Source organism: Paraburkholderia caribensis, assembly GCF_002902945.1.
GTDB lineage: Bacteria > Pseudomonadota > Gammaproteobacteria > Burkholderiales > Burkholderiaceae > Paraburkholderia > Paraburkholderia caribensis.
Genome location: NZ_CP026102.1, coordinates 828,390 through 850,142, shown reverse-complemented (window position 1 = coordinate 850,142; position 21,753 = coordinate 828,390). Strand labels below are relative to the sequence as shown.

Sequence of the window (21,753 nt, the reverse complement as noted above, 5' to 3'; positions counted from 1 at the left end):
GGCGGCGGTTTTCTCGCGCCGCCGGCCCACGCGCCGCTTCGATCAATCCGCCGTGTCGGCGTTCGCCGGCACCTTTGCGCGGACCTTGCTGCTCGGCGCGGGCGACCACGCGGGTCGCCCCTTGCGCTGCGAATCGACGACCACGATATAGCGTCCGGCCCACGGCGTCGCGACGCGGTCCGAATGCAGCACCCACAGCGAGCGGCCGTCGGCGACGAGCGCCTCGTAGTCGCGGTCGAGTATGCCGTAGTGATCGAGGAACACGTTCAGCGACGCCGGTATCCGCACGCAGCCCTTCGAATGGCGGATGCCGAGAATCGGCTCGAGTTTGTCGGGGTCGGTTGCGTGCATCTGGAAGCGCATCTGCGACATGCCGCCCTTGCCCCAGCCACGCTCGCCCTGCGCCCAGCCGAGATCGAAGATGCGCATGTCGTGGCCGCCGTAGCCGCGAATGCCGTTCTGGTTCATCGTGCCTTCGGCGCGAAAATCCATATTGCCCGGCGTGTGCTCGAATACGCCGAGCGGCGTGATGAAGTGATCGAATTGCCCCGGCCTTCCCGTTGCGACGGGCGACGCGCCGATCATCTGCCACGCGTCCGAGGGCGCCGCGCGGAAGTAGATGAAGAGCGCCTGCACGTTCTCGTTGCGATCGACGAGCACCACATACTCGCCCGACAGATTGCCCAACTCCTTCTGCACGAGCGCCTGCTGGAGGCGCTCGCCGTATGCGCGCTGCTCGACGGCGGGCACGTTCAGACGGCGTGTCACGCTGCGCGCGAATACGTCGCGCATCAACAGCGCGCGGCGCGGGTCCACGCGGCCGGCGGCATCGTGCGCGGCGACGGCAGAGGCGTCGACGGCAGCACTGGACGCGACTTGCGGCGCGTCGGCGGCATGCGCGTTTTGCGCGAGCGTGGCAAGGGCAAGCGCCGCAGTCAGCGAAAGCGCTAACGCCGATCGTCGCCCGCATGAAGGCACGCGCGAAACCGATGCGATCACAGCGATCGCCCTATCCCCGTTACCACCGCGCAGTGCGCCGCTCTGCGCATCCGCCCTCTCTCGTGCAGGCGGAATGACTACTCTGTTCTGTTTTTTGCTGGTCATTTTGTTCGAACGTCACTGCCAGTCACCCAACCCGTGCAACCACTCGTGGCGTGCTGCCGGGCGTCTTCCGGCGCGGGAACGTCGTGCCCGTGCCGTATTTTCGCGCTGTCCGATTTCGGACGGCTACTGCATCTGTCGATTTAAAGCGCTTATCGTTCAGATTTAATTATGGGTATGCCACATTAGACCAGACAATGTGTGACGGCGCATCGAGTTCAGCACTTCATGCGATCATCGCCCGTGATATCTGCGCCATTTGCAAGGAGATCATCGATGGACCAGCAGCAACGCACCGCGCGCCAGCGGCAGATTGCAGCCGAACTGCACGTCGCGGATGATTTCGACGCCGCGCGAGAAATCGAGCGGCGAGTCGCCTTTCTCGCCGACTATCTGCGTGCGAACGGACTCGCGGCCTATGTGCTCGGCATCAGCGGCGGCGTCGATTCGTCGACGGCGGGGCGGCTCGCGCAACTCGCCGTCGAGCGTCTGCGCGACGCGCACTACGACGCGCGCTTCATTGCGATGCGCCTGCCGTACGGCGTCCAGCATGACGAAGCGGATGCGCAGCAATCGCTCGCCTTCATCCGCCCCGACGACACCTTGACGGTCGACATCCGCCCCGCCGCCGACGCGATGCTCGCGTCACTCAGCGCGAGCGGCCTGCCGTTTGCCGACGCGTCGCAACAGGACTTCGTGCACGGCAACATCAAGGCGCGCCAGCGGATGATCGCGCAGTATGCAGCGGCGAGCGCGCGGCGCGGCATCGTGATCGGCACGGACCACGCGGCGGAATCGGTGATGGGGTTTTTCACGAAGTTCGGCGACGGCGGCGCCGACGTGCTGCCGCTCGCGGGCCTGACCAAGCGGCGGGTGCGCGCGCTCGCCGGGGCGCTCGGCGCCAGCGACGCGCTCGCGCACAAAGTGCCGACCGCCGACCTCGAAATGTTGCGCCCTCAACGTCCGGACGAGGACGCCTACGGAATCCGTTACGACGACATCGACGATTTTCTCGAAGGCATGCCGGTGAGCGACGCGGTATTCGACACCGTCATGCGCTTTTACGACAGCACGCATCACAAGCGCGCATTGCCTTATACGCCATTCGATTGAACGCGCGGCCGTGCCGACTACTTGCGCGGTGGCGTTTCGTCGCCCCCGAACGGCACGGCGCTCACCTGCAGCGGCACGCCATCCAGCTGCTTGCCGTTGAACTGTTGCGCAATAACCTCGGCGACATAGGCTTCGTCCGCTTCGACATCGACTTTCGCGTACGCGTTCGACGTGCCCTGCTCGAACACCTCGATGTCTTTTGCATAGTGACCGAGTTCGTGGCCGAGAAAATCACGTACTTCCTGCTCGGAGCAAGTCTCGGGAATATTCCACACGATGATCTTCATACGCGCCACGCTCTCAGTTGATGGTGGTCATGCCGCTGGCCGGGTCGGCGCTGCATGCCGGACTTCGAAGCCGTGCTGTTTTTGTGCTGTTTCGTTATTGTTTCGACCTTCAGCGTAGCCAGAAACGTGCCCCGCAGCAACGCAGGCGACACACGGCACCCGCGCGTGGTCCGCAAGCCCGGTCCGAACTCAGTCTGCGTTCTCGACGTTCGCTGAGCTGACCCACCAGGCCATCTTGCCTTGCGGCACATGCACGAGCACGGCGGAAGGATCGGCTACGCCGTCATCGGCGATCTCGCAAACGTCGAGTCCGTCAGCCAAACGCTTCACGGTGCCGGCGTCCTGAAAGAGCGCGAGACGATGCGCGTCGAGCGGGCGCAACTGACGGTACACGTCGTAGCTGATCGCACCCGGCGTGTCGCCGCGAATCTGCAACGCGTCGTCCTTGCCACATGGCGACGATGCGGCCAACGCGGCATGACTCGCCCCGATGCAGCCAAGCGCGGCCACGACGGCAGCGATGAATGATTGCTTCATGTTGATTCTCCAGAATGTGACGGTTGGCCGCGCATCGCGGCCACGAGGAAAGCGGATTGAACGTGCCGGTGAATTTTGCGGCCAGGCTCAGGGGCCATCGCTGCCGATCGACGCGACGCCGCTGTCGCCGCCGCACGGCGCGCTGCCGAAGCCCGCATAATGTGCGGACCAGTTCCCGGCGATGGCCGCTTGCGCCTCACCCAGCGACATGCGCCCTTCGCACACGCAACGCTTGAGCTTCGCCGTCAGCAACGCCTTGCGACGCTCGCCCTTGTGTCCGCCCCAAGGCAACAGATCGAGGTTGTCCTGCGCATCCGGCGATCCGCCCAGCAAGATCGGCACGCGCCGGTCCAGCGCGTAACGCGCGCCGTGCCCGGCATCGATGCCGCGTTCGGCGAGCATCCGGTCCTTGAGTTCCATCATGTCGTCGAACGGTGGCGAAACCGTGTCGGCGTAGCCGGGCCGGCATATCGTCGTGGCGATGTTCTGCTGCGAGACGCGCTCGTCGAGCATCGACGCGTCTTGTGCGAATGACGCCGACGCATGCAGATACAAGCCCGCCGACACGGCAACGAGCGCCATGGCGCGCAGGCGCATCGTTCCCGCGAGCCCCGTGACGCGGCCCGCGTCACCGGTGGTCGATTCGATCCGACTGATGCTGTGCGCCTGCTCGAGCGCGTTCTTCTTCCCTTCGTTCATTAATCAGCGCGCCTTTTAGTAGCGCGGAAGAGTTAATTCGCAGGGCAATTAAAACACATCCGGGACGCATGACGTAAATACAGCCAGACTGAATCGCTTCACTTTTTCGATGCCGGCGGCATCGAGGACATCGCCATGGCGCTGCGATGCCCTCGCCGCGGCGTCTTGCCGACGCACGAAAGCGCGGCCATGACGCGCGTCAAAACAAACTCGCTCAATGCATCTTGGCGGCCGTCAGCGCCTGCAATGCGCGCACCCGCCCGAGCGCTTCCGTATTGCTCACCGCCTTGTCGTACATCGCCGCGAGATCGGCTTTCAATGCGGTGCGCGAGCCGCCGTCGAGATACACCATATGCCCCGACGGATAGAAGCGCGCGGACAGGTTGTCGCGCACCTGCTGGCTCAGCAGCGGCATCTGCTGCAGATCGAGCACGGTCTGATAGAACGGCGTGACGAAGTCATAGAACCCGTTCGCCGACAGCACTTTCAGATCGACGTTGAGGGCCATCACGGCAGCGAGATCGCCCGCCGTGTAGAGAATAATGTTGCCTTTGCTGTCGAGGCCCTTCTGCTCGCCCGTCGGATCGATATGGCCGAAGTCCCAGAACTTGAAGGCCTGATCGTTCAGATCCGTGAACGCCGAGTTCGATGTGAACTTCAACTGTTCGTTCAGATAGACGTTCCACATCGTCGTGTAGACGCCCGTGACGGCCGTCATGGTCGGATCGTTGCCGCCAGAGTTCGGATCGATCTTGCCCGCGATGCCCGTTTCGATCGCCGTGACGCGGCCGTCGTAGGCGCCGAGCGCAAGCCCCTTCGACTTGAGCAGCGTGGTCAGGAACAGCGAATTGCCCCGGCTGTCGTACCCGGCTATGTCGAGGCTCCACGCCAGCAGCGTGGCCTTGTCGATGCCGGTGTACTCGCTCAGCTTTTCGACGACGGCGCTGTCGGTGGTCGGAAACTTGCGCAGCGCGTTCAGGTAGTCGGTGCGCGCAAACTGCGCGACCTCTTCGACGAACTGGCCCAGGTTCGTGGGCCGGGGCGCGACGCCGAGCTTCTTGTGATACCACGCGTCCGCGGCGGCTGTGGGCAGCGCGCCGACGGGGTTGCCCGCCTGCGTGTAATCGAGGATCGACGATTGCAGCGTGATGCCGTTCAGATCGACGCCGTCTTCATGCAACTTGTAGGCGAGCACGCAACTGCGCGCCGTGCCATACGATTCGCCGAACAGAAACTTCGGCGAATTCCAGCGGTTGTTCTTCGTCAGATAGCGCTTGATGAACTGTTTGATCGAGTCTGCGTCCTGATCGACGCCCCAGAAATCGCGGTTCTTGCGCGGCGCGACGGCGGCCGAGTAACCGGTACCGACCGGGTTGATGAAAATCAGGTCGCTCTTGTCGAGCAGGCTGTCCGGGTTGTCTTCCATCTGATACGGCGCGGGCGGCGTGAAGCTCGGCATCGACGTCTTGATGCGGCGCGGCGCGAACGACCCCAGCAGCACGAACACCGACGAGGAGCCCGGCCCGCCGTTATAGAAGAACGTGAGGGGACGGCTCTCTTCTTTCTGGTTGTCCTGCGTGAACGCGACGTAGAACATCTTCGCGCTCGGCAGCGAACTGGACGGATCGACCGTCACCAGATGGCCGGCCGTTGCCGTGTAGTTGATCTTCTTGCCGCCGATGGTGATGGAATGCTTCGTGATCGCGGCGCCTTCGCCGATGTCGGTGACCGAGTCGTCGGGCCCGTTGCCGTATGCGACGGGATCGAAGAACGGGTGATCGCCGGGCTTGTGGGACGCGCTCGCAGCAGAGGCTTCCTGCCCGGCGTGTGAATTGTGAGGCGACTGCAAACTGCCGGAAGCTGATTCTGTATTCGTCATGATCGCTCCATCGAATGCCTGTATATGTTGCCCACTGTTGCGATGCGTTGATCGCCGCCAAAAGCACGGCGCCCGAGCCGCGAGCGCCCGCTCTTCAAACCCGCTCTTCAAACTCTCTTCAAACTATAAGGCCGCTGCCACCTTCACACCATTGGGACTGCCCAATCCCGTGCATGCATCCCAGCCGGTCGTCGCGGCATAGCTGCCGTTGTTGCCCTGCGTGATGTCGTTGCAGGCGCCCGCCGCCTTGTACAGCTTCGGATTGACGAAGCCGACGGGCACGCGCTTCGCGCCGTTGATGCGCGCGATCAGCGCGGCCCACAGCGGCGCGACAGCGCTGGTGCCGCCGATCACCGTGTTGTTGCCGTCGACGATCACGTCGTAGCCGGTGAGCGGCGACGCGTCGCCCGCCACGTCCGGCACGCCGCGGCCCGTCAGCGCCCGCTTGCCTTGCGCGCCCGCGACGGACAGCCCTTCCTGCCACGCCGGCACGGGGAACATGCCGCTCACGCCGCCGCCCGTCGCGCCGCCGTTCGCGCCGTCGTTCCACACCACTTCGTGCGAGACCGTTTGCCCCGAGCCCTGCAGGCTGGTCCCACCGCACGCCAGCACGTACGGGCTCGACGCTGGGAAATCGACATGGTCGCCGCCGTCGCCCACGCCGTCGCCGGAGCCGCTGTCGCCCGATGCCGCGCAGACCGTCACGCCGACGGCCGCCGCCGATTGCAGCACATCGTTGAACGCGTTCATTGACTGCGCCGTCCACACGCTTTCCGGCGCGCCCCAACTGATCGAAATCACCGACGGCTTGTTGGTCTTGTCATGCACCGCGCGACTGACCGCGTCGATAAAGCCCGCGTCGCTGTTGGTCGTGAAGTACACGGCAATCGTCGCGCCCGGCGCGATGGCGCCGGCGATCTCGACGTCGAGCGTGACTTCGCCGTCCGGTCCGTTCGGGTCGCCAGAAGGATGGTTCCCACCCTGGTCGACGCCGACGGCGACGACTTTCGGCGAGCCCACACCGAGGCTCGAAAAATAGTTGTCGAGGTCGGCCGTGCGATAGCCGCCGCCCAGTTCGATGATGCCGATGCACTGGCCGTTGCCGTCGCCCTGCGGAAACCCGTACAGCGAAGCGAGTTGCAACGGCGTGAACGACGATGCCTGTTGCGCCTGCGCCGGCCGGAACGGCGGGCGAATGCGGAAATGCGGCCGCGCCTGCGGGCGATCGTCGAGACCGAGCACGGCCGTGACGACGCCATGCAGGTCGTCGGGCACGCTGATCGCGCCCGTGCGGCCGCGAAACTGGCCCATCGATTGATGCTCGTAGTGCTGCAGCTGAACGTCGAACGCTTTCTGGAACTGATCGATCTTGCCGCTCAGCACGACAGTGCGCGCCGACGGGTCTTCACGCACGACGGCAAACCCGTGCTGCGCAGCGAATGCCTTCAGTTTTGCAAGGTCTTCCGCTGAAGCGCCAAAGCGCTGTTCGAGTTCCTCGCGCGTGAGCGGCTTTGCATCCGCCGCGCCCGCTTCGATTTTTTTCATCATCTGGGCGAACTGCTGCTCGTCCTTGCGGCGCAGCACGACCACGACCTGAATCGTTTCCGACGGATCGCACTGCGCGATCACCTTCGAACCGGGCGCGAGCTTGCGCTCGCTGCCGGGCAATGGATGCTTCGACATGGTTGCGATTCTCCCTGTGTCGACGTGAGCGCTTTAGCGCGCCCCGTCTTATCCAGCATGGTTGCGGCGACTGATGCGAAGCCACGACATCCGTCCGACCAATCCATTCGAACACAGTTCCAGCGCGTGCGACACCCGGCCGATCGGCTAGCTTCCGGCATGGATCAATCGGGGTTACGCTGCTCCAGCAGCTTTTACGCCGTTGCGTTACGCTATGCGACCGCGTGCCAGAGAGCGCGCGGAACCCCAAGAATTCGAGGACCCTCCATGACCATCTCGATGTTTCAGGCATCCATCCCCGTGCTGATCCGCGGCCTGACGAACCTGCAGGCCATTCTCGGTAAGGGACAGGCGCACGCGGCAGAAAAACAGATCGACCCGTCGGTGCTCACGGGCGCCCGTCTCTTTCCGGACATGCACCCGCTGGCGCGTCAGGTGCACATCGCAACGGATACCGCGAAGGGTTGCGCAGCGCGGCTGGCCGGTGTCGAAGCGCCGAAGTTCGACGACGTGGAGTTCACCTTCGACGAGCTGCACGCGCGCATTCAGAAAACGATCGATTATCTGAAGGAGTTCAACGCGGCGCAGATCGACGGCTCGGAGACGCGCACCGTCACGCTGAAGATGCGCACCGGCCCGGTCGAGTTCAGCGGCCTGTCTTATCTGCTCGGCTTCGCGATGCCGAACTTCTATTTCCACGTCACGACGGCGTACGACATCCTGCGTCATAACGGCGTCGAACTCGGCAAGCTCGATTTCCTCGGCAAGCCCAACAGCTAACGTTGAAGGGACCTATTGGCGAGTAATGCGCGAACTGGATCAGCCGGGTTTCGCGCATCGCGGCTCGAGCGTGGGCGTGGGCGTCGGCGTGGATAAGGCGCGGCCCGCTGCCAGTCAGACGCGCGGCTGGAACGCTATGACGCCCATGCCGGCCAGCGTCAGCGCGGCGCCCACAAGATCCCATGCGTTCGGACGCACGTGGTCGACGCACCATAGCCAGAGGATCGCCACCGCTACATAGACGCCGCCGTATGCGGCATAGACGCGGCCCGCCGCCGCGCCATGAAAGGTCAGAAGCCATGCGAACAGCGCAAGGCTCAACGCGCCCGGCAACAGCAGCCACGCGGGGCCGCCGTCCTTGAGCCAGCGCCAGGGCAGATAGCAGCCGACGATCTCGGCGATCGCGGTCATAACGTAGAGCAACAGGGTCTTCATCGGCGGGATTGAGGTGATCGGTCAATACGACGACATACGGCGACACGGCTTTGGCCGTGCAGTCTATCGCCTTTATTAACACAATCACTTTGCCTGCCGCCGGCGCGCCATGCGACATTGACCTTTCATCCTCCATTCAAACGATCACGAGCACGCCAGCATGAGTGTCAAATCGCCCTGTATCGACATCTGCAAGTTCGACAGCAAGACCGGTTATTGCATTGGCTGCCTGCGCACGAAGGAGGAATGCAAAGGCTGGAAGAAGATGAAAGACAAGCATCGCCGCAAGGTCATCGACCAGAAGCCGGAACGCGCGGCGATGATCCGCAAATAAGCCCGCTCGACGCGGGCGCGTCACAGGCCCGTCAATCGAGCGACAGGCGCAGCGCGAAACCGATCAGCGCGGCGGAGAACGTCCAGCGCTGCACAGACTGCGCAAGCGGATGCGCGCGCACCCAGCCAGCGATCCGCGCGGCGCCGATCGCATAGACGGCGTCGAAGCACGCGCCCAGCGCAACCAGCACGACACCCAGTTCGACCATCTGCCATGCGACGGGCCCCGCTTCCGGTCGCACGAACTGCGGCAACAGCACCGAACAGAACAGCAGCGCCTTCGGGTTCAGCAGATTCGTGAACAGCCCTTTGACGAACGCCGTCCGCAACGCGCCGTCGTCGCCTGCCTGCGCGCCATTCGACGGCAGCGCGAACATGGGCGAGCGGAAAATCTGCACGGCTACCCACGCCAGATAGATCGCGCCGCCGTAGCGCACGACTTCGTAGAGCCACGGCGCGTTGCGCAGCAGCGCGGCGACGCCGCACGCGGACAGCGTGACATGCGTCGCGCGCGACAGGCCTAGGCCGACGGCGGCGGCGAAACCATTGCGCGCGCCGCGTCCGATGCTCGTCTGCAGCACGAGCGCCATGTCCGGTCCGGGCAGCGCAAACACCACGACGAGAGCGGTGACATACATGATCAGAAGATGAGCGGAAATCATGGGAACCTCACGTTTCGAGGCATTCATGATGCATTCGAGCGAGTAGCGAATATTGGCGTTTTACTACCACCAAACATTATAAATTAGAGAATTGCCCTAAAGTATGCCTCTACGCTAAAGGTTTCCGCCAAACATGATCGAACTCGACAAAACAGACCGCGCCATCCTCGCCGCTTTGCAGGCGGACGGCCGGATGTCCAACGCGAAACTCGCCGAAACCGTCGGTCTGAGCGAAACGCCCTGCGCGCGACGGCTCAAGCGCCTCGAAAACGACGGGGTTATCGAACGGTATCGCGCGATGCTGTCGCGCCCGGCGCTCGGATATGGCGTCGTCGCGTTCGTGTACGTGCGCTTTGCCGTGCACGACCGTGCCACGGCGACGCGCTTCGAGCGCGAGGTGCTGGCCATTCCGCGCATCCTGTCGTGCCACAACGTATCGGGCAGCGCCGATTACGTGCTGCAAGTGGTCGCGCGCGATCTCGACGATTACGGGACGTTCATGCGCGACGAGATGCGCAGCTTGCCGGGTGTGACTTCGGTGGAATCGTCGCTGTCGCTGCGCGAGGTGAAGGCGAACGGCGGCTTGCCCTTGAGTTGAACCCTGCGACGCGCGGCGCGAAATGCGCGGCGAGTCGTGGCATAGTGAGCGCCTCGCCGTCACGGCATGATGAATCACGGAGCATTGGCATGGACCACGCAGCAGCGCGAGCCGAAGAAACCCGCGCCATGGAGCGCGTTCTGAACGCAACGAAACAGGTGCAGACGGCATTCGCCGCGCTGCAGTCGCAATTCCCGCCGGACGGCAGCGGCCGTCCATCGCAGATCGCGTTGCAGACTTTCGACGCCGCGCTGCAGGAACTGGAAGACGCCCAATCCGAATTCGACACGATCCTCAACGATTTGCTTGACGGCAACCGTTGAGCCGACTACGCGCCGGGTGGCTGATGACGTGCGGCGTCACGCGCGGAGCAGGCGCGTCGCGCTGCCTCTGACGGGCGCCGCGGAGAAGGCGGGGGTTGGTGGAGGCTGACGGTTAGTTGCGATTCAAGAGGCTGGCACCATCACTGAAATGTATGGCGACTGATTCAGTAAATAAATTTTATAAATACATCGACCCCCGCTAAGCTGGCTTCACCTCTTCCAGGGCGAAGCAGCGATGGCGGAACTCTATCTGGTACGGCATGGCCAAGCGTCTCTGGGCGCCGACGACTATGACCAGCTTTCAGACGTAGGCGAGCAGCAAGGCATCTGGCTGGGCGAATACTTCGCGCAGCGCGATATGGCGTTCGACCGCGTGATGACGGGCACCCTGCGCCGCCATGCGCAGACCGTCGATGCGATCCGGCGTGGCCTCGGTGTGCCCCGCATCGATTGCGAGATCCATCCCGGTCTCGACGAATACGACTTTCACGCACTGTTTCGCGCGCTCGGCGACGAGCACAGCGCACTGGCCGAACGCGCCACGCGCAGTCCACGCGATTTCTTCAAGGCTTTGCGCGAGGTCCTGCAACTGTGGACGGAAGGCGCGCTCGACGGCCGCGCGCCCGAAACCTGGGCCGCGTTCCAGCAACGCGTCGCCGATGCCCGCGCTGCGATCCAGCAAGGCAGCGGCCAGCGCGTGCTGGTCGTCAGTTCCGGTGGCGTGATCGCTGCGCTGACCCAGCAGGCCTTACAGGCGCCCGCCGCCACGGCCATCGCGCTCAACATGCAGATTCGCAACAGCAGCGTCAGTCATTACTTCTTCAATCGCGACTCGTTGCATCTGTCGAGCTTCAACGGCATCGGCCATCTCGACGATCCGCAGCGCAGCGCCTTTCAGACCTATGGCTAATCCGGGGCATTACGCATCGAACGACATGACTTGCGATCACCACGACACCACGCTCGACCTCGACCGCCTGGCACGCTACCTGGAGCAACACGTCGCGGGCTTTCGCGGCCCGCTGCGCGCGACGAAATTCGCAGGCGGGCAGTCCAATCCGACGTATCTGCTCGACGCGCCAGGCGGCCGCTACGTGCTGCGCCGCCAGCCACCCGGACAGCTGCTGAAATCGGCGCATGCCGTCGACCGCGAATTCCGTGTGCTGAGCGCGCTCGGCGATACGCCCGTGCCGGTCGCGCGCGCCTGGCATCTGTGCGAGGACCGCGATGTAATCGGCAGCATGTTTTACGTGATGAGCTACGAGGACGGCCGCATCTTCTGGAACCCGGCGCTGCCCGAACTGGAGCGCGGCGCACGGCGCGACTATTACGCGTCGATCGTGAGGACGCTTGCAGCGTTGCATGACGTCGATCCGCAAGCAGTGGGACTCGCCGACTACGGACGCGCGGGCAATTACTTCGAGCGTCAGATTGGCGTCTGGACAAAGCAGTACCGCGCTGCCGAAACGCGACGCATCGATGCGATGGAAGCGCTGATCGACTGGTTGCCGGCGCACTGCCCTGCCGATGAACTGCGCGCATCGCTCGTGCATGGCGACTTTCGCATCGACAACCTGATCTTCGCGCACGACGCGCCACACGTACGCGCGATTCTCGACTGGGAGCTGTCGACGCTCGGCAATCCGCTCGCCGATCTCGCGTACTTCTGCATGTGCTTGCGGCTTCCCGCGCGCGGTCATATCACAGGGTTGCGCGGACAGGATCGCGCGGTCCTGGGTGTGCCCGACGAGGAAGAGATCGTCGCCCAGTATTGCGCGTTGCGCGGGTTGCCTGCGATCGATCACTGGCCGTTCTACCTGGCGTTCAGCTTCTTCCGGCTCGCGTCGATTGCGCAGGGTGTCAAGGCGCGCGCGCTGCAAGGCAATGCATCGAGTGCGCAGGCGCATGAGGTTGGCGCGATGGTCGAGCCGCTCGCGCAACTTGCCGCCGATCTGATCGCGTGAGCTTCGAACACACACATCGACGAGAACATGAAGGAGACAACCTTGAGCACGAATCTTTTCGACCTGACGGACCGCATTGCGCTCGTGACGGGCGCGAGTCGCGGCATTGGCGAGGCGATTGCCAGGCTGCTCGCGCAGCAAGGCGCGCATGTGATTGTGTCGAGCCGCAAGCTCGAAGAATGCGAGCGTGTCGCGGCGGATATCCGCGCGGCGGGCGGACGCGCCGAAGCATTTGCGTGTCACATCGGGCGTATGGAGGATATTGCGGCGACGTTCGCGCACATTCGCGAGAAATATGGGCGGCTGGATATTCTCGTGAATAACGCTGCCGCGAATCCTTACTTTGGGCATGTTCTTGATACGGATCTTGCTGCTTATAACAAGACTGTCGAGGTGAATGTGCGTGGGTACTTTTTTATGTCGGTGGAAGCGGGCAAGTTGATGAGAGAGCGTGGACGCGGCGCGATTGTCAATACGGCGTCTGTCAACGCGCTAAGGCCTGGCGATATGCAAGGGATTTATTCGATTACCAAGGCGGCTGTCGTCAATATGACCAAGGCGTTTGCCAGAGAATGCGGGCCGTTGGGGATTCGGGTTAATGCGCTTTTGCCTGGGTTGACCAGGACCAGGTTTGCTGGTGCGCTGTTCGAGAATAAGGATATCTATGATCAATGGGTCAATAGTATTCCGCTGCGGCGGCATGGGGAGCCGGCTGAAATGGCAGGGACTGTGTTGTATCTCGTTTCTGATGCGGCTAGCTATACGAATGGGGAGTGTGTAGTGGTCGATGGAGGACTGACCGTCTAAGGGTTTTTTTCTGCCCTTGCTCGGGCGCGCGTGATTTTTGGTTTTTGGGTTTGGGGTTTGGGTTCTGGGTTCTGGGGTCGGCCGTTGCGCTGGCATCCGCGACTTGCTTTCGTGCTTCACGCGTCGCCCCTGTGCGGGGCGGCACCTACTTTTCTTTGCCGCCGCAAAGAAAAGTAGGCAAAAGAAAGCGGCTCACACCGCCAATTCTTGACATTTGCCCACGGGCCCCCAACGTCCCCACACTTCACACACCAGCAATTCTGTTCGCGCGCGTTGCCAACGCGCTGAAGAAGCACCTCACCCGCTCCGATCACCCGTACCCGGGCTAACGGCAGCGAATGGCATATGCCGCCCAGGTGGCAAACTGTGTGTAGGTTGTCGCGGCGTATAGGGTAGCGCTCTTACAGGGTGCGACGCGTGCGCTATCGGTCTGGAGTGAAGCGCGTGGAGCACCGAGGGCCGACACACAGTTTGCCACCTGGGCGGCGGTGGACTGGCTGGCGCGGTATGTTGAAGTGCGCGCGTGTGAAGCGGGTGAGGCGCACCGCAAGAGCGTTGGCAACGAGCGTGGGTCACGTGGTTGCCGTGTGAAGTGTAAGAACCTTTGGGGGCCCTCAGGCAAGAATTAGCGCTGGCGGTGTGAGCCGCTTTCTTTTGCCTACTTTTCTTTGCGGCGGCAAAGAAAAGTAGGTGCCGCCCCGCACAGGGGCGACGCGTGAAGCTAGATAACAATTCGCGGATGCCAGCGCAAAGCGAAAGCAAAAGCAATTCGCGGATGCCAGCGCAAAGGCCAAAACCCCAAAACCCTAAAACCCTAAAACCCTAAAACCCTAAAACCCTAAAACCCTAAAACCCTAAAACCCTAAAACCCTAAAACCCTAAAACCCTAAAACCCTAAAACCCTAAAACCCAGATTAAACAAAGGAACCACATCATGAACTTCGGCTACAGCCAAAAAGTAGAAACCCTCCGCCACCACATAAGCACCTTCATGAAAGAGCACATCGTGCCCCGCCACGCCCAGTGGCTCGCCGAAACGCATGCGGGCTGCTTCCCCGCCACCTTCATGGAAGAGCTAAAAGCAAAAGCCAGATCAGAAGGCCTGTGGAACCTGTTCCTGCCACACCTGAAGCACGATGAACCCGGCACAGCCCTGACGAACCTCGAATACGCGCCGCTCGCCGAGATCATGGGCCGCATCTCCTGGGCCCCGGAAGTCTTCAACTGCAACGCCCCCGACACCGGCAACATGGAACTGCTCCACATGTTCGCGACACCCGCGCAACGCGAGCAATGGCTCAAGCCACTACTGGAAGGCACGATCCGCTCAGCCTTCGCGATGACAGAACCCGACGTCCCGTCATCAGATGCCACCAACATCACGACATCGATCCGCCGCGACGGCGACGACTACGTGATCAACGGCCGCAAGTGGTTCATCACAAACGCCGCGCATCCGAACTGCAAGATCTTCATCGTGATGGGAAAAACAAACCCGGACGCGGAAACACACCAGCAACAAAGCATGATTCTCGTGCCGGCCGAAACGCCCGGCGTCAAAGTGATCCGCAACATTCCCGTGATGAATCACATCTCACCGGAAGGGCATTGCGAAATGACGTTCACGAACGTCCGCGTCCCCGCAACGAACCTGCTAGGCGAAGAAGGCAGCGGTTTCGCGCTCGCCCAGGCACGGCTCGGGCCAGGGCGCATCCATCACTGCATGCGCTCGATCGGCGCGGCGGAACTCGCGCTCGAACTGATGATCGAGCGCTCGCAGGAACGCAAGACGTTCGGCAAGTATCTGCATCAGCACGGCACGATCGGCGAATGGATCGCGAAGTCGCGCATCGAAATCGATCAGGCAAGGCTGCTCGTGCTGAAAACCGCGTGGCTCATCGACGAAGTCGGCGCCAAAGCGGCACGCAAGGAAATCTCGATGATCAAGGCGCTCGTTCCGCAACTGCACACCACCGTCTGCGATCGCGCAATGCAGGTGTTCGGCGCGATGGGCCTCAGCCCCGACACGCCGCTCGCCGATCATTGGACCTGGGGTCGCGCGCTGCGTTACGCCGACGGTCCCGATGAAGTCCACCTGCAGGCCATCGCGCGCATGGAACTCGCACAAAGCAAAGCGACGCCGGGAGCCGCCGCCGCGTACCTGACCGTGCCGCCGCGCGACTGAACGCAGATACGGACGCAACGCCTCAGTGCCCTCGCTTATCATGTCTCGCGATAGGAGACCCCGCGATGCGTCCACCCAAACTCGACCTCAACCTCTTCGTCGTATTCGAAGCGATCTACGACAAACGCAACCTGACGCGCGCCGCCGACATGCTGTTCATCACGCAGCCCGCCGTCAGCAATGCGCTCGCGCGCATGCGCAAGGCGTTCAACGATCCCCTCTTCGTCAGCACGCCGTCGGGCATGGTGCCCACTCCCCTGTCCGAGAACATCATCGGCCGCGTACGCGAAGCGCTGCAACTGCTGGAAACGAGCGCAACGGAAGGCGACGTGTTCGTGCCCGCCGCATCGGAGCGCACCTTCCGTCTCAGCATGCCCGACCTGACGGAAGCGATTCTCCTGCCCGCGCTCGGCGAAGTGCTGCAGCAGCAGGCACCCGGCATGCGCATCGAAAGCTATTTCACGCCGCGCAGCGAAGTGGCCGCCGCGCTCGCGACAGGCAAGATCGACTTCGCAATCGACGTGCCTCTCATCGACGATCCGCAACTGCATCAGATGCCGCTTGGCAGCGACCGCTACGCGTGCATGCTGCGCCACGATCATCCGTTCGCGGGCGACACGCTGACCATGGACGACTATCTCGCGCTCGGCCACATTCAGGTATCGAGCCGCCGCCAGGGCAGCGGCCTCGTCGATGCCGAACTGCACAAGCTCGGCAAGCGCCGCCAGTTGCAGATGCGCGTGCAGCACTACATGGTCGCGCCGCTCATCGCGCTGCGCACCGATCTCGCGCTCACCGCGCCCGTGCAACTACTGCAACGCTACGACGCGCGCATTCTGCCGCTGCCGTTCCCGCTCGCGAAACTCGAATGGCATCTGTACTGGCATCGCAGCGGCGAGCAGGACCAGGCGAACCGTTGGGTGCGCGGCGAAGTGATCCGGCTGATGATGGAAATGGCCGAGGCGGGCAGCGTGTAGAGCATTGCCGCACATCAGCGACGGCGGCGGCAACATCTGGTAAGGAAAGGCCTCTTTTCACGGCTGTTCCGCGTTTTGGAAACAGCCTCTTGCGGCGATCATCGCTTGAATCCGCAGGCGCGCGTGCGCCTTGCGGCGCGACCTGAGCGAATCATCGACGTAGAGAAAGACGTGAATACCTTGTTCGCACGAACGGTGCTGTTATCGGTGGCGATGTTGCTTACCGTGCATGTCGGTTATCGGCTGATCGAGTCGATTTCTTTAGCCGCCGACGGCTTTCCTTCCAGCACGCCGCAAGCGGGCGCGTCCTACGCCGCGCGCGAAGACACCTTCCTCGATACAGCCGACGCAGCAGGCATCAGCCCCGCGCTGTCGATCCGTCCGCACATCGTCGATCTCGGCGCGCCCGTCACGCCCAGCCTGCGCGCCGCCGTGTGGAACGCCGCGCCGATGTCCGCCTCATTGACCACCTCATTGTCCAAATCAATGAGCGCGCTCGCACTGGCCGACACCGAATCTCCCGATAGCTGGGACTACGCACCCCTCTCCTACGCGTACGACCCGCGTTTCGCGCCGCTGATCCTGTCACTGCCTGCCGCGTTGATCGCGCTGTGCGCCTACTGGTTCAGCCAGATGCGCCGCAACCTGCGCGAGCTCGCGCAGCTGGCGCGCCACGCGGACGCAGGCGGCACCGCGCTGCGCGCGCCCGATCGCGGCGTGTGCGACGTGCGCGTGCTCGCGCGCGCGTTGAACGACCTGATGGGCCGCCACAGCCGGGCACTGGATGAACAGTCGACGGCGCTCGCCGCCTTCTCCCGGCAGATCGACGCGCGCGTCGCCCGCTTGCGTACGCGTGCGCTGAACGTCGCGCAATGGCACAGGCGCGTGGGGTTCATCGAAGATATCGATCTGTTCTCGAACGTCGCGCGTCAGTTCGTCGACGTCGTGGGGCGCAGCGAAACGCAGGCGGCGCAGGTGTGCGTCGATGCATGGCTGCACGACCGCTTCGTGCACGGCGCCACGCTCGACAATGCGCAGATCGTGCTGCGCCTGAATGCGGGCGCGGACTTCAAGCTGCCGCGCGACGCGCTGGAGCGGCTCGTCGGCAATCTGGTCGGCAATGCGCTCGCGCACGGCGCGCCGCCCGTCGAAATCTGCACGGCGCGCGGCGTGCGCACGTGGATGCTGAGCGTGCGCGATCACGGCAAGGGCATCAGCGCGAGCGACCTGGCCGCGGCGACGCAGCCCTTCGTGCGTCTCGCGTCGAACGAAACGGGCGGCGAAAGCAGCGAGCCGCACATGACGCACGGCGAGCATTGGGGACTCGGGCTTGCGATCGTCGGCCGGCTCGCGCAGCATTGCGGCGCGAAACTCAAGCTCGGCAATCATCCCGAAGGCGGACTGTGGGCGCGCGTGTTCGTGTCCAGGCCCAAGGCCCGCCTGAATTGACGCGCGCGGTTTTCATGGCGGATGCCGCGCGGTCGAAAGCTGAAGAAATAAGGCTCTCTTAAGCAGACGCCCCCTAATCTGTGGCCTTTGTGCCGCGTTGCAGCATCGAAACACCACGCTCGACGCGGCGCGCCCTTCACCCGCTTTCACGCCCGACGCCATGGAAAAACCGAACAACGCCGTCGTCAAAGTCCCCGAGGTCACGCTCGCGTTCTGGATCATCAAGATTGCCGCCACCACGCTCGGCGAAACGGGCGGCGATGCCGCCTCGATGTCGATGAGCCTCGGCTATCTCGTCAGCACGCTGATCTTCGGCGTCATATTTCTGGTCGCCGTGACCGCGCAGATCAAGGCGGACCGCTTCAATCCCGTGTTGTACTGGATCACGATCATCGCGACGACCACGGTCGGCACGACCCTCGCCGATTTTGCCGATCGCTCGCTGGGCATCGGCTACGCGGGCGGCAGCGCGTTGCTGCTGGGCCTGCTGCTCGCCTCGCTGCTGGTCTGGTATCGAACCATGGGGTCGGTCTCCGTGACGACCGTCTCGTCCTCGAAGGCCGAAATGTTCTACTGGCTGACGATCATGTTTTCGCAGACGCTCGGCACCGCGCTCGGCGACTGGACAGCCGACACCGAAGGTCTCGGCTATGCCGGCGCGGCGCTGATCTACGGCGGCCTGCTGCTGGCGCTCGTCATCGCGTACTACGCGACACGGATACCGCGCACCTTGCTGTTCTGGGCCGCGTTCATCCTGACGCGTCCGCTCGGCGCCGTGGTCGGCGATTTCCTCGACAAGCCCATCGCGAACGGCGGTCTCGCCATGAGCCGCTATGGCGCATCAATCGCACTCGTCCTGTTCATTCTGGTTTGCGGAACACTCTTTCGGCAGCGGCCAGCGAAGGTGTCGCACTAGCTTCATGAAACCAAAGCCCACGCAGCCGCGCTAGTTTGCAGCGCTGCGCCCGTGCTGGCAGTCGTCCGGGCGCAGCTTGCTGCCACGCTCCGCGACGGGCACCTTGCAGTTGTCGACGCGCTGGTCGTCGCTTGCCTTGTCGCCCAGACGCTCCTTGAGCGTTTTGGGTTCGCTTGCCGCGGTGTCGACGGGAGCGGCGGCGTCGGCCGCGTGCGCTGTCGCGGCGCCAGCCGCCGTGACCAGCACAACCCGCACAACCAGCACATACGCGATAGCGGGCGTTGACGGCATTGCATGGCCTCCCGTGACTGTTGCCCACCCAATATTAGGTCAACCCGCCACCGGCAAATTGCTCACTCATTCGAAGCCGGCGCGCGCTGGACCGCGCCGCGTGCCCGGCGGTCCACATACCGCAAACGGCGCCCAAAGCGCCGGAACTGCTTTGATTCTGACCATTGATTGGTTCGCTCGCGCGCTCCGCTTCGCTAGATTGAAGGCTTCGATCACAGCCGGGCGAGAGGGCGATCTATGGCACGGATTCGACGCTTCACCTCCTTCACGCAGTCGCGCGTTCTGCGCGACTTCCTGACGACGACAGCGGCCGCGCTCGCACTCTGCTACTTCGGAACCCCGCCTTGAAACCCTTGCGCTCATACGCGATAACGATAGCGCTCGATATTATTTGCGCGGCCCCGAGCGGCTCTCTACGATCTCGGCATCTTCAACCGATGACTTCTGAATCATGAAAACAACCAGGACGCTCAAGGCCGCACTTTTCTCCATTCTGCTGACATGCGGGATCGTGAGCGCACAAGCGGCGCTCGCCGCAGACCAGACGGTGCGCGTCGGCATCATGTCCGGCGAAGACGAGGACGTGTGGCGCGCCGTCGCGGCCAACGCGGCGAAGCACGGCATCAAGGTCAAGATCACGACTTTCTCCGACTACACGCAACCCAACGAGGCGCTCGCGCAACACGACCTCGACGCCAACTCGTTCCAGCACAAGCCGTATCTCGATGCGCAGATCGCCGCGCGCCACTATGACATCGTGCCTGTCGGCTTCACCTATGTGCAGCCGATCGGTCTCTATTCGCGCAAGGTGAAGTCGGTCGCGGCGCTGCCGCAAAACGCAACCATCGGCGTGCCGAACGACCCGAGCAACGAAGGCCGCGCGCTGCTGCTGTTGCAGGCCAACGGGCTCATCAAGCTGCGCCCCGACGTCGGCCTGCTGCCCACCGCCCGCGACATCGCGGAGAATCCGAAGCACATCCAGATCAAGGAACTCGACGCGGGCATCGTCGGCCGCGCGATCAGCGACGTGGACGCTGCCGTCGTCAACACCGACTGGGCGATCAAGGCGGGCATCCAGATTCCGCAGGAACGCATTGCGCAGGAGAAGGTGCCGGGCAACCCGTATCGCAACTTCATCGCGGTCAACGCCAAGGATGCGAAGGCGGCCTGGGTGAAGACGCTGGTCGACAGCTACCAGCAGGCCAATGTCGCTTCGTCGATCCTGACCGTCTATCACGGCGCCACGCTGCCCGCATGGGACGGCGCACCGCAGCACTAAGCGGGCGCACGCCATGTCCATGACCAACCGACGTTCGTTCCTGAAACAGTCGCTCGCCGCTGCCGCGGCGGCGGCCGCGCCCGCCGCCTTCGCGCAGGGTTCGCCGCGCACGCTGCGCATCGGCAATCAGAAGGGTTATCTGAATCTGCTGAAGGGACGCGGCACGCTCGAAAAGCGGCTCGCGCCCCTCAACGTATCCGTGAGCTGGACGGAGTTCTCCGCAGGCCCCGTGCAACTGGAAGCGCTGAACGTCGGTTCGATCGACTTCGGCGACGTCGGCGAAGCGCCGCCCATTTTCGCCCAGGCGGCGGGTGCGCCGCTCGCGTATGTGGGAGCGACGGTGACGCGGCCACAATCCGAAGCCGTGCTCGTGCCGCCGAATTCGCCCATCCGCACGGTCGCGGACCTGAAGGGAAAGCGGATCGCGCTCAACAAAGGCAGCAACGTCCACTACTTTCTGGTGAAGCTGCTGCGTCAGCACGGCTTGCAGTACGGCGACGTGAACCTCGTGTTCCTCGCCCCTGCCGACGCGCGCGCCGCGTTCGAGCGTGCCTCCATCGACGCATGGGTCATCTGGGACCCGTTCTTCGCCGCAGCGGAGAAAACGCTCGGCGCTCGCGTGGTTGCCGATGCGAGCGGCGTGGTCGGCAATCGCGCGTACTACTTTTCGTCGCAGACGTATGCCGCGAAAAATGCCGACGTGATCCGCATCGTGATCGAGGAACTCGGCAAGGTCGATGAGTGGGGCGCGCACAACAAGGATCAACTGGCGAGCTCGCGCAGTTGTGGGGCTTGCCCAAGACCGTCGTCGATGTGGCCGTGGCGCGTCAGCAGTTCGGCACGCAGCCCATCACGCGCGCGATCCTCGCCGAGCAGCAGCAGATTGCGGATACGTTCCTCGACCTTGGGCTGATTCCAAAGCATGTGGACGTGCTGAAGGCCGCACCGCCTGACCTCGCGTAGCAAGACCCGTTTCGCGCGTTGCCGTTACAATCCAGCACTTCGATCGTAACAGGCACACTGCGAGGCACACTGCGCGATGAAATTCCTTCCTGCATCGACACTCGCGGCGGCAATCGCCGTCGCGAGCACGGCTGCGATTGCCGCGGACTCCGGCGCGAACGATAACCTCAGTTGCGCGATTGGCTATGTGACGGGCGTCGGCGGCGCGGCTGACAGCATGCGTGAATATCTCGCGACACCCGACCGCGACCGCTATCGCTACATTTCCGAGCACCCGATCCAATGCCAGGTGAACGACGAAGGGCGCGCAACCGGCTGCGTCGGCGTCGAGAATCTTCGCAAGGAAAAGGTGAGCGTGTACGACGATATCGACAGCGCGACGATGTCGGTGGTCGCGCGCATCGAACTCGAACATGGCCAGACGTATCCCGTGATTATCGTCGTGCAGAAGAAGGACGTGCGCTGCGACGATTGAGTTCGCCGCCCCTCCCC

General features: G+C 63.4%; 23 protein-coding genes and 1 pseudogene. 15 read left to right on the top strand and 9 right to left on the bottom strand.

Going from position 1 to position 21,753, the window contains the following annotated elements:
• Positions 1 to 42: 42 nt before the first annotated feature.
• Positions 43 to 996, bottom strand: a complete 954-nt coding sequence (locus C2L66_RS20330; RefSeq protein ID WP_054932491.1) for a L,D-transpeptidase — start codon at positions 994 to 996, stop codon at positions 43 to 45.
• A gap of 381 nt (positions 997 to 1,377) precedes the next feature.
• On the opposite strand from C2L66_RS20330, the gene nadE reads away from it, so the two are divergent.
• Positions 1,378 to 2,214 carry an ammonia-dependent NAD(+) synthetase gene (gene nadE / locus C2L66_RS20325; RefSeq protein ID WP_054932473.1) on the top strand — a complete coding sequence of 279 codons (837 nt, stop codon included), beginning with the start codon at positions 1,378 to 1,380 and terminating at the stop codon, positions 2,212 to 2,214.
• A 17-nt stretch (positions 2,215 to 2,231) separates the two neighbouring features.
• Here the strand turns inward: nadE and C2L66_RS20320 are convergent, their stop codons facing one another.
• The 5 genes from C2L66_RS20320 to C2L66_RS20300 all read right to left on the bottom strand — a co-directional run bounded on the left by C2L66_RS20320 (position 2,232) and on the right by C2L66_RS20300 (position 7,299).
• A complete protein-coding gene (locus tag C2L66_RS20320) occupies positions 2,232 to 2,501 on the bottom strand; it encodes an RNA-binding protein (protein WP_054932474.1) in 270 nt (89 codons plus the stop codon).
• Between the two features lie 189 nt (positions 2,502 to 2,690).
• Complete coding sequence (locus tag C2L66_RS20315) at positions 2,691 to 3,038, bottom strand: hypothetical protein (RefSeq protein WP_060603405.1); 348 nt, start codon at positions 3,036 to 3,038, stop codon at positions 2,691 to 2,693.
• Positions 3,039 to 3,125: 87 nt separating this feature from the next.
• Positions 3,126 to 3,737, bottom strand: a complete 612-nt coding sequence (locus C2L66_RS20310) for a hypothetical protein (protein WP_060603408.1) — start codon at positions 3,735 to 3,737, stop codon at positions 3,126 to 3,128.
• A 214-nt stretch (positions 3,738 to 3,951) separates the two neighbouring features.
• Entirely contained in the window at positions 3,952 to 5,616 is a 1,665-nt protein-coding gene (locus C2L66_RS20305; protein ID WP_060603411.1) for a S10 family peptidase, read from the bottom strand.
• A 123-nt stretch (positions 5,617 to 5,739) separates the two neighbouring features.
• Positions 5,740 to 7,299, bottom strand: coding sequence for a S53 family peptidase (locus tag C2L66_RS20300; RefSeq protein WP_054932478.1), 1,560 nt, complete (start codon positions 7,297 to 7,299; stop codon positions 5,740 to 5,742).
• 267 nt (positions 7,300 to 7,566) lie between these two features.
• Between C2L66_RS20300 and C2L66_RS20295 the strand changes: the two genes are divergently transcribed.
• Positions 7,567 to 8,079: a DUF1993 domain-containing protein gene (locus tag C2L66_RS20295; RefSeq protein WP_054932479.1), complete on the top strand. Its 513-nt coding sequence runs from the start codon at positions 7,567 to 7,569 to the stop codon at positions 8,077 to 8,079.
• A gap of 114 nt (positions 8,080 to 8,193) precedes the next feature.
• Here the strand turns inward: C2L66_RS20295 and C2L66_RS20290 are convergent, their stop codons facing one another.
• A complete protein-coding gene (locus C2L66_RS20290; protein WP_054932480.1) occupies positions 8,194 to 8,514 on the bottom strand; it encodes a YnfA family protein in 321 nt (106 codons plus the stop codon).
• 160 nt (positions 8,515 to 8,674) lie between these two features.
• Here C2L66_RS20290 and C2L66_RS20285 point away from each other — a divergent pair, with 160 nt between their 5' ends.
• Positions 8,675 to 8,848: a DUF1289 domain-containing protein gene (locus C2L66_RS20285; RefSeq protein ID WP_036001247.1), complete on the top strand. Its 174-nt coding sequence runs from the start codon at positions 8,675 to 8,677 to the stop codon at positions 8,846 to 8,848.
• A gap of 31 nt (positions 8,849 to 8,879) precedes the next feature.
• Here the strand turns inward: C2L66_RS20285 and C2L66_RS20280 are convergent, their stop codons facing one another.
• Entirely contained in the window at positions 8,880 to 9,509 is a 630-nt protein-coding gene (locus C2L66_RS20280; protein ID WP_054932481.1) for a LysE family translocator, read from the bottom strand.
• Positions 9,510 to 9,642: 133 nt separating this feature from the next.
• On the opposite strand from C2L66_RS20280, the gene C2L66_RS20275 reads away from it, so the two are divergent.
• The 9 genes from C2L66_RS20275 (at position 9,643) to C2L66_RS20235 (ending at position 18,728) form a co-directional block, all read left to right on the top strand.
• Positions 9,643 to 10,107, top strand: coding sequence for an Lrp/AsnC family transcriptional regulator (locus tag C2L66_RS20275; RefSeq protein ID WP_036001241.1), 465 nt, complete (start codon positions 9,643 to 9,645; stop codon positions 10,105 to 10,107).
• 89 nt (positions 10,108 to 10,196) lie between these two features.
• On the top strand, positions 10,197 to 10,430 hold the full coding sequence (locus C2L66_RS20270; protein ID WP_007587337.1) for a hypothetical protein: 234 nt from the start codon (positions 10,197 to 10,199) through the stop codon (positions 10,428 to 10,430).
• Positions 10,431 to 10,665: 235 nt separating this feature from the next.
• Complete coding sequence (locus C2L66_RS20265) at positions 10,666 to 11,340, top strand: histidine phosphatase family protein (RefSeq protein ID WP_054932482.1); 675 nt, start codon at positions 10,666 to 10,668, stop codon at positions 11,338 to 11,340.
• A 25-nt stretch (positions 11,341 to 11,365) separates the two neighbouring features.
• Positions 11,366 to 12,394 carry a phosphotransferase gene (locus C2L66_RS20260; protein ID WP_054932492.1) on the top strand — a complete coding sequence of 343 codons (1,029 nt, stop codon included), beginning with the start codon at positions 11,366 to 11,368 and terminating at the stop codon, positions 12,392 to 12,394.
• Positions 12,395 to 12,436: 42 nt separating this feature from the next.
• Positions 12,437 to 13,201, top strand: coding sequence for an SDR family oxidoreductase (locus tag C2L66_RS20255; protein ID WP_054932493.1), 765 nt, complete (start codon positions 12,437 to 12,439; stop codon positions 13,199 to 13,201).
• A 934-nt stretch (positions 13,202 to 14,135) separates the two neighbouring features.
• On the top strand, positions 14,136 to 15,386 hold the full coding sequence (locus C2L66_RS20250) for an acyl-CoA dehydrogenase family protein (protein WP_060603413.1): 1,251 nt from the start codon (positions 14,136 to 14,138) through the stop codon (positions 15,384 to 15,386).
• 65 nt (positions 15,387 to 15,451) lie between these two features.
• The gene (locus C2L66_RS20245; RefSeq protein WP_054932484.1) at positions 15,452 to 16,363 is read left to right on the top strand and encodes a LysR family transcriptional regulator; all 912 of its coding nucleotides are present in this window, start codon (positions 15,452 to 15,454) and stop codon (positions 16,361 to 16,363) included.
• Between the two features lie 171 nt (positions 16,364 to 16,534).
• Positions 16,535 to 17,812 carry an ATP-binding protein gene (locus C2L66_RS20240; RefSeq protein ID WP_233445018.1) on the top strand — a complete coding sequence of 426 codons (1,278 nt, stop codon included), beginning with the start codon at positions 16,535 to 16,537 and terminating at the stop codon, positions 17,810 to 17,812.
• A gap of 160 nt (positions 17,813 to 17,972) precedes the next feature.
• On the top strand, positions 17,973 to 18,728 hold the full coding sequence (locus tag C2L66_RS20235; protein ID WP_054932485.1) for a COG4705 family protein: 756 nt from the start codon (positions 17,973 to 17,975) through the stop codon (positions 18,726 to 18,728).
• Positions 18,729 to 18,758: 30 nt separating this feature from the next.
• Here the strand turns inward: C2L66_RS20235 and C2L66_RS20230 are convergent, their stop codons facing one another.
• Positions 18,759 to 19,019 (bottom strand): hypothetical protein, encoded by a 261-nt coding sequence (locus C2L66_RS20230; RefSeq protein ID WP_060603420.1) that lies wholly within the window; start codon positions 19,017 to 19,019, stop codon positions 18,759 to 18,761.
• 451 nt (positions 19,020 to 19,470) lie between these two features.
• Here C2L66_RS20230 and C2L66_RS20225 point away from each other — a divergent pair, with 451 nt between their 5' ends.
• From C2L66_RS20225 to C2L66_RS20215, 3 genes and pseudogenes are all read left to right on the top strand, one after another.
• Positions 19,471 to 20,298, top strand: coding sequence for a MetQ/NlpA family lipoprotein (locus C2L66_RS20225; protein WP_054932487.1), 828 nt, complete (start codon positions 19,471 to 19,473; stop codon positions 20,296 to 20,298).
• A gap of 13 nt (positions 20,299 to 20,311) precedes the next feature.
• Positions 20,312 to 21,261: pseudogene (locus tag C2L66_RS20220) on the top strand (sulfonate ABC transporter substrate-binding protein).
• A gap of 76 nt (positions 21,262 to 21,337) precedes the next feature.
• On the top strand, positions 21,338 to 21,736 hold the full coding sequence (locus C2L66_RS20215) for a hypothetical protein (protein ID WP_060603424.1): 399 nt from the start codon (positions 21,338 to 21,340) through the stop codon (positions 21,734 to 21,736).
• Positions 21,737 to 21,753 lie beyond the last annotated feature (17 nt).

Bases quoted from the DNA above. Each gene is read 5' to 3' on its own strand.
- nadE (WP_054932473.1), top strand. From the start codon at position 1,378: ATGGACCAGCAGCAACGCACCGCGCGCCAGCGGCAGATTGCAGCCGAA.
- C2L66_RS20320 (WP_054932474.1), bottom strand. From the start codon at position 2,501: ATGAAGATCATCGTGTGGAATATTCCCGAGACTTGCTCCGAGCAGGAA.
- C2L66_RS20315 (WP_060603405.1), bottom strand. From the start codon at position 3,038: ATGAAGCAATCATTCATCGCTGCCGTCGTGGCCGCGCTTGGCTGCATC.
- C2L66_RS20310 (WP_060603408.1), bottom strand. From the start codon at position 3,737: ATGAACGAAGGGAAGAAGAACGCGCTCGAGCAGGCGCACAGCATCAGT.
- C2L66_RS20305 (WP_060603411.1), bottom strand. From the start codon at position 5,616: ATGACGAATACAGAATCAGCTTCCGGCAGTTTGCAGTCGCCTCACAAT.
- C2L66_RS20300 (WP_054932478.1), bottom strand. From the start codon at position 7,299: ATGTCGAAGCATCCATTGCCCGGCAGCGAGCGCAAGCTCGCGCCCGGT.
- C2L66_RS20295 (WP_054932479.1), top strand. From the start codon at position 7,567: ATGACCATCTCGATGTTTCAGGCATCCATCCCCGTGCTGATCCGCGGC.
- C2L66_RS20290 (WP_054932480.1), bottom strand. From the start codon at position 8,514: ATGAAGACCCTGTTGCTCTACGTTATGACCGCGATCGCCGAGATCGTC.
- C2L66_RS20285 (WP_036001247.1), top strand. From the start codon at position 8,675: ATGAGTGTCAAATCGCCCTGTATCGACATCTGCAAGTTCGACAGCAAG.
- C2L66_RS20280 (WP_054932481.1), bottom strand. From the start codon at position 9,509: ATGATTTCCGCTCATCTTCTGATCATGTATGTCACCGCTCTCGTCGTG.
- C2L66_RS20275 (WP_036001241.1), top strand. From the start codon at position 9,643: ATGATCGAACTCGACAAAACAGACCGCGCCATCCTCGCCGCTTTGCAG.
- C2L66_RS20270 (WP_007587337.1), top strand. From the start codon at position 10,197: ATGGACCACGCAGCAGCGCGAGCCGAAGAAACCCGCGCCATGGAGCGC.
- C2L66_RS20265 (WP_054932482.1), top strand. From the start codon at position 10,666: ATGGCGGAACTCTATCTGGTACGGCATGGCCAAGCGTCTCTGGGCGCC.
- C2L66_RS20260 (WP_054932492.1), top strand. From the start codon at position 11,366: ATGACTTGCGATCACCACGACACCACGCTCGACCTCGACCGCCTGGCA.
- C2L66_RS20250 (WP_060603413.1), top strand. From the start codon at position 14,136: ATGAACTTCGGCTACAGCCAAAAAGTAGAAACCCTCCGCCACCACATA.
- C2L66_RS20245 (WP_054932484.1), top strand. From the start codon at position 15,452: ATGCGTCCACCCAAACTCGACCTCAACCTCTTCGTCGTATTCGAAGCG.
- C2L66_RS20235 (WP_054932485.1), top strand. From the start codon at position 17,973: ATGGAAAAACCGAACAACGCCGTCGTCAAAGTCCCCGAGGTCACGCTC.
- C2L66_RS20230 (WP_060603420.1), bottom strand. From the start codon at position 19,019: ATGCCGTCAACGCCCGCTATCGCGTATGTGCTGGTTGTGCGGGTTGTG.
- C2L66_RS20225 (WP_054932487.1), top strand. From the start codon at position 19,471: ATGAAAACAACCAGGACGCTCAAGGCCGCACTTTTCTCCATTCTGCTG.
- C2L66_RS20215 (WP_060603424.1), top strand. From the start codon at position 21,338: ATGAAATTCCTTCCTGCATCGACACTCGCGGCGGCAATCGCCGTCGCG.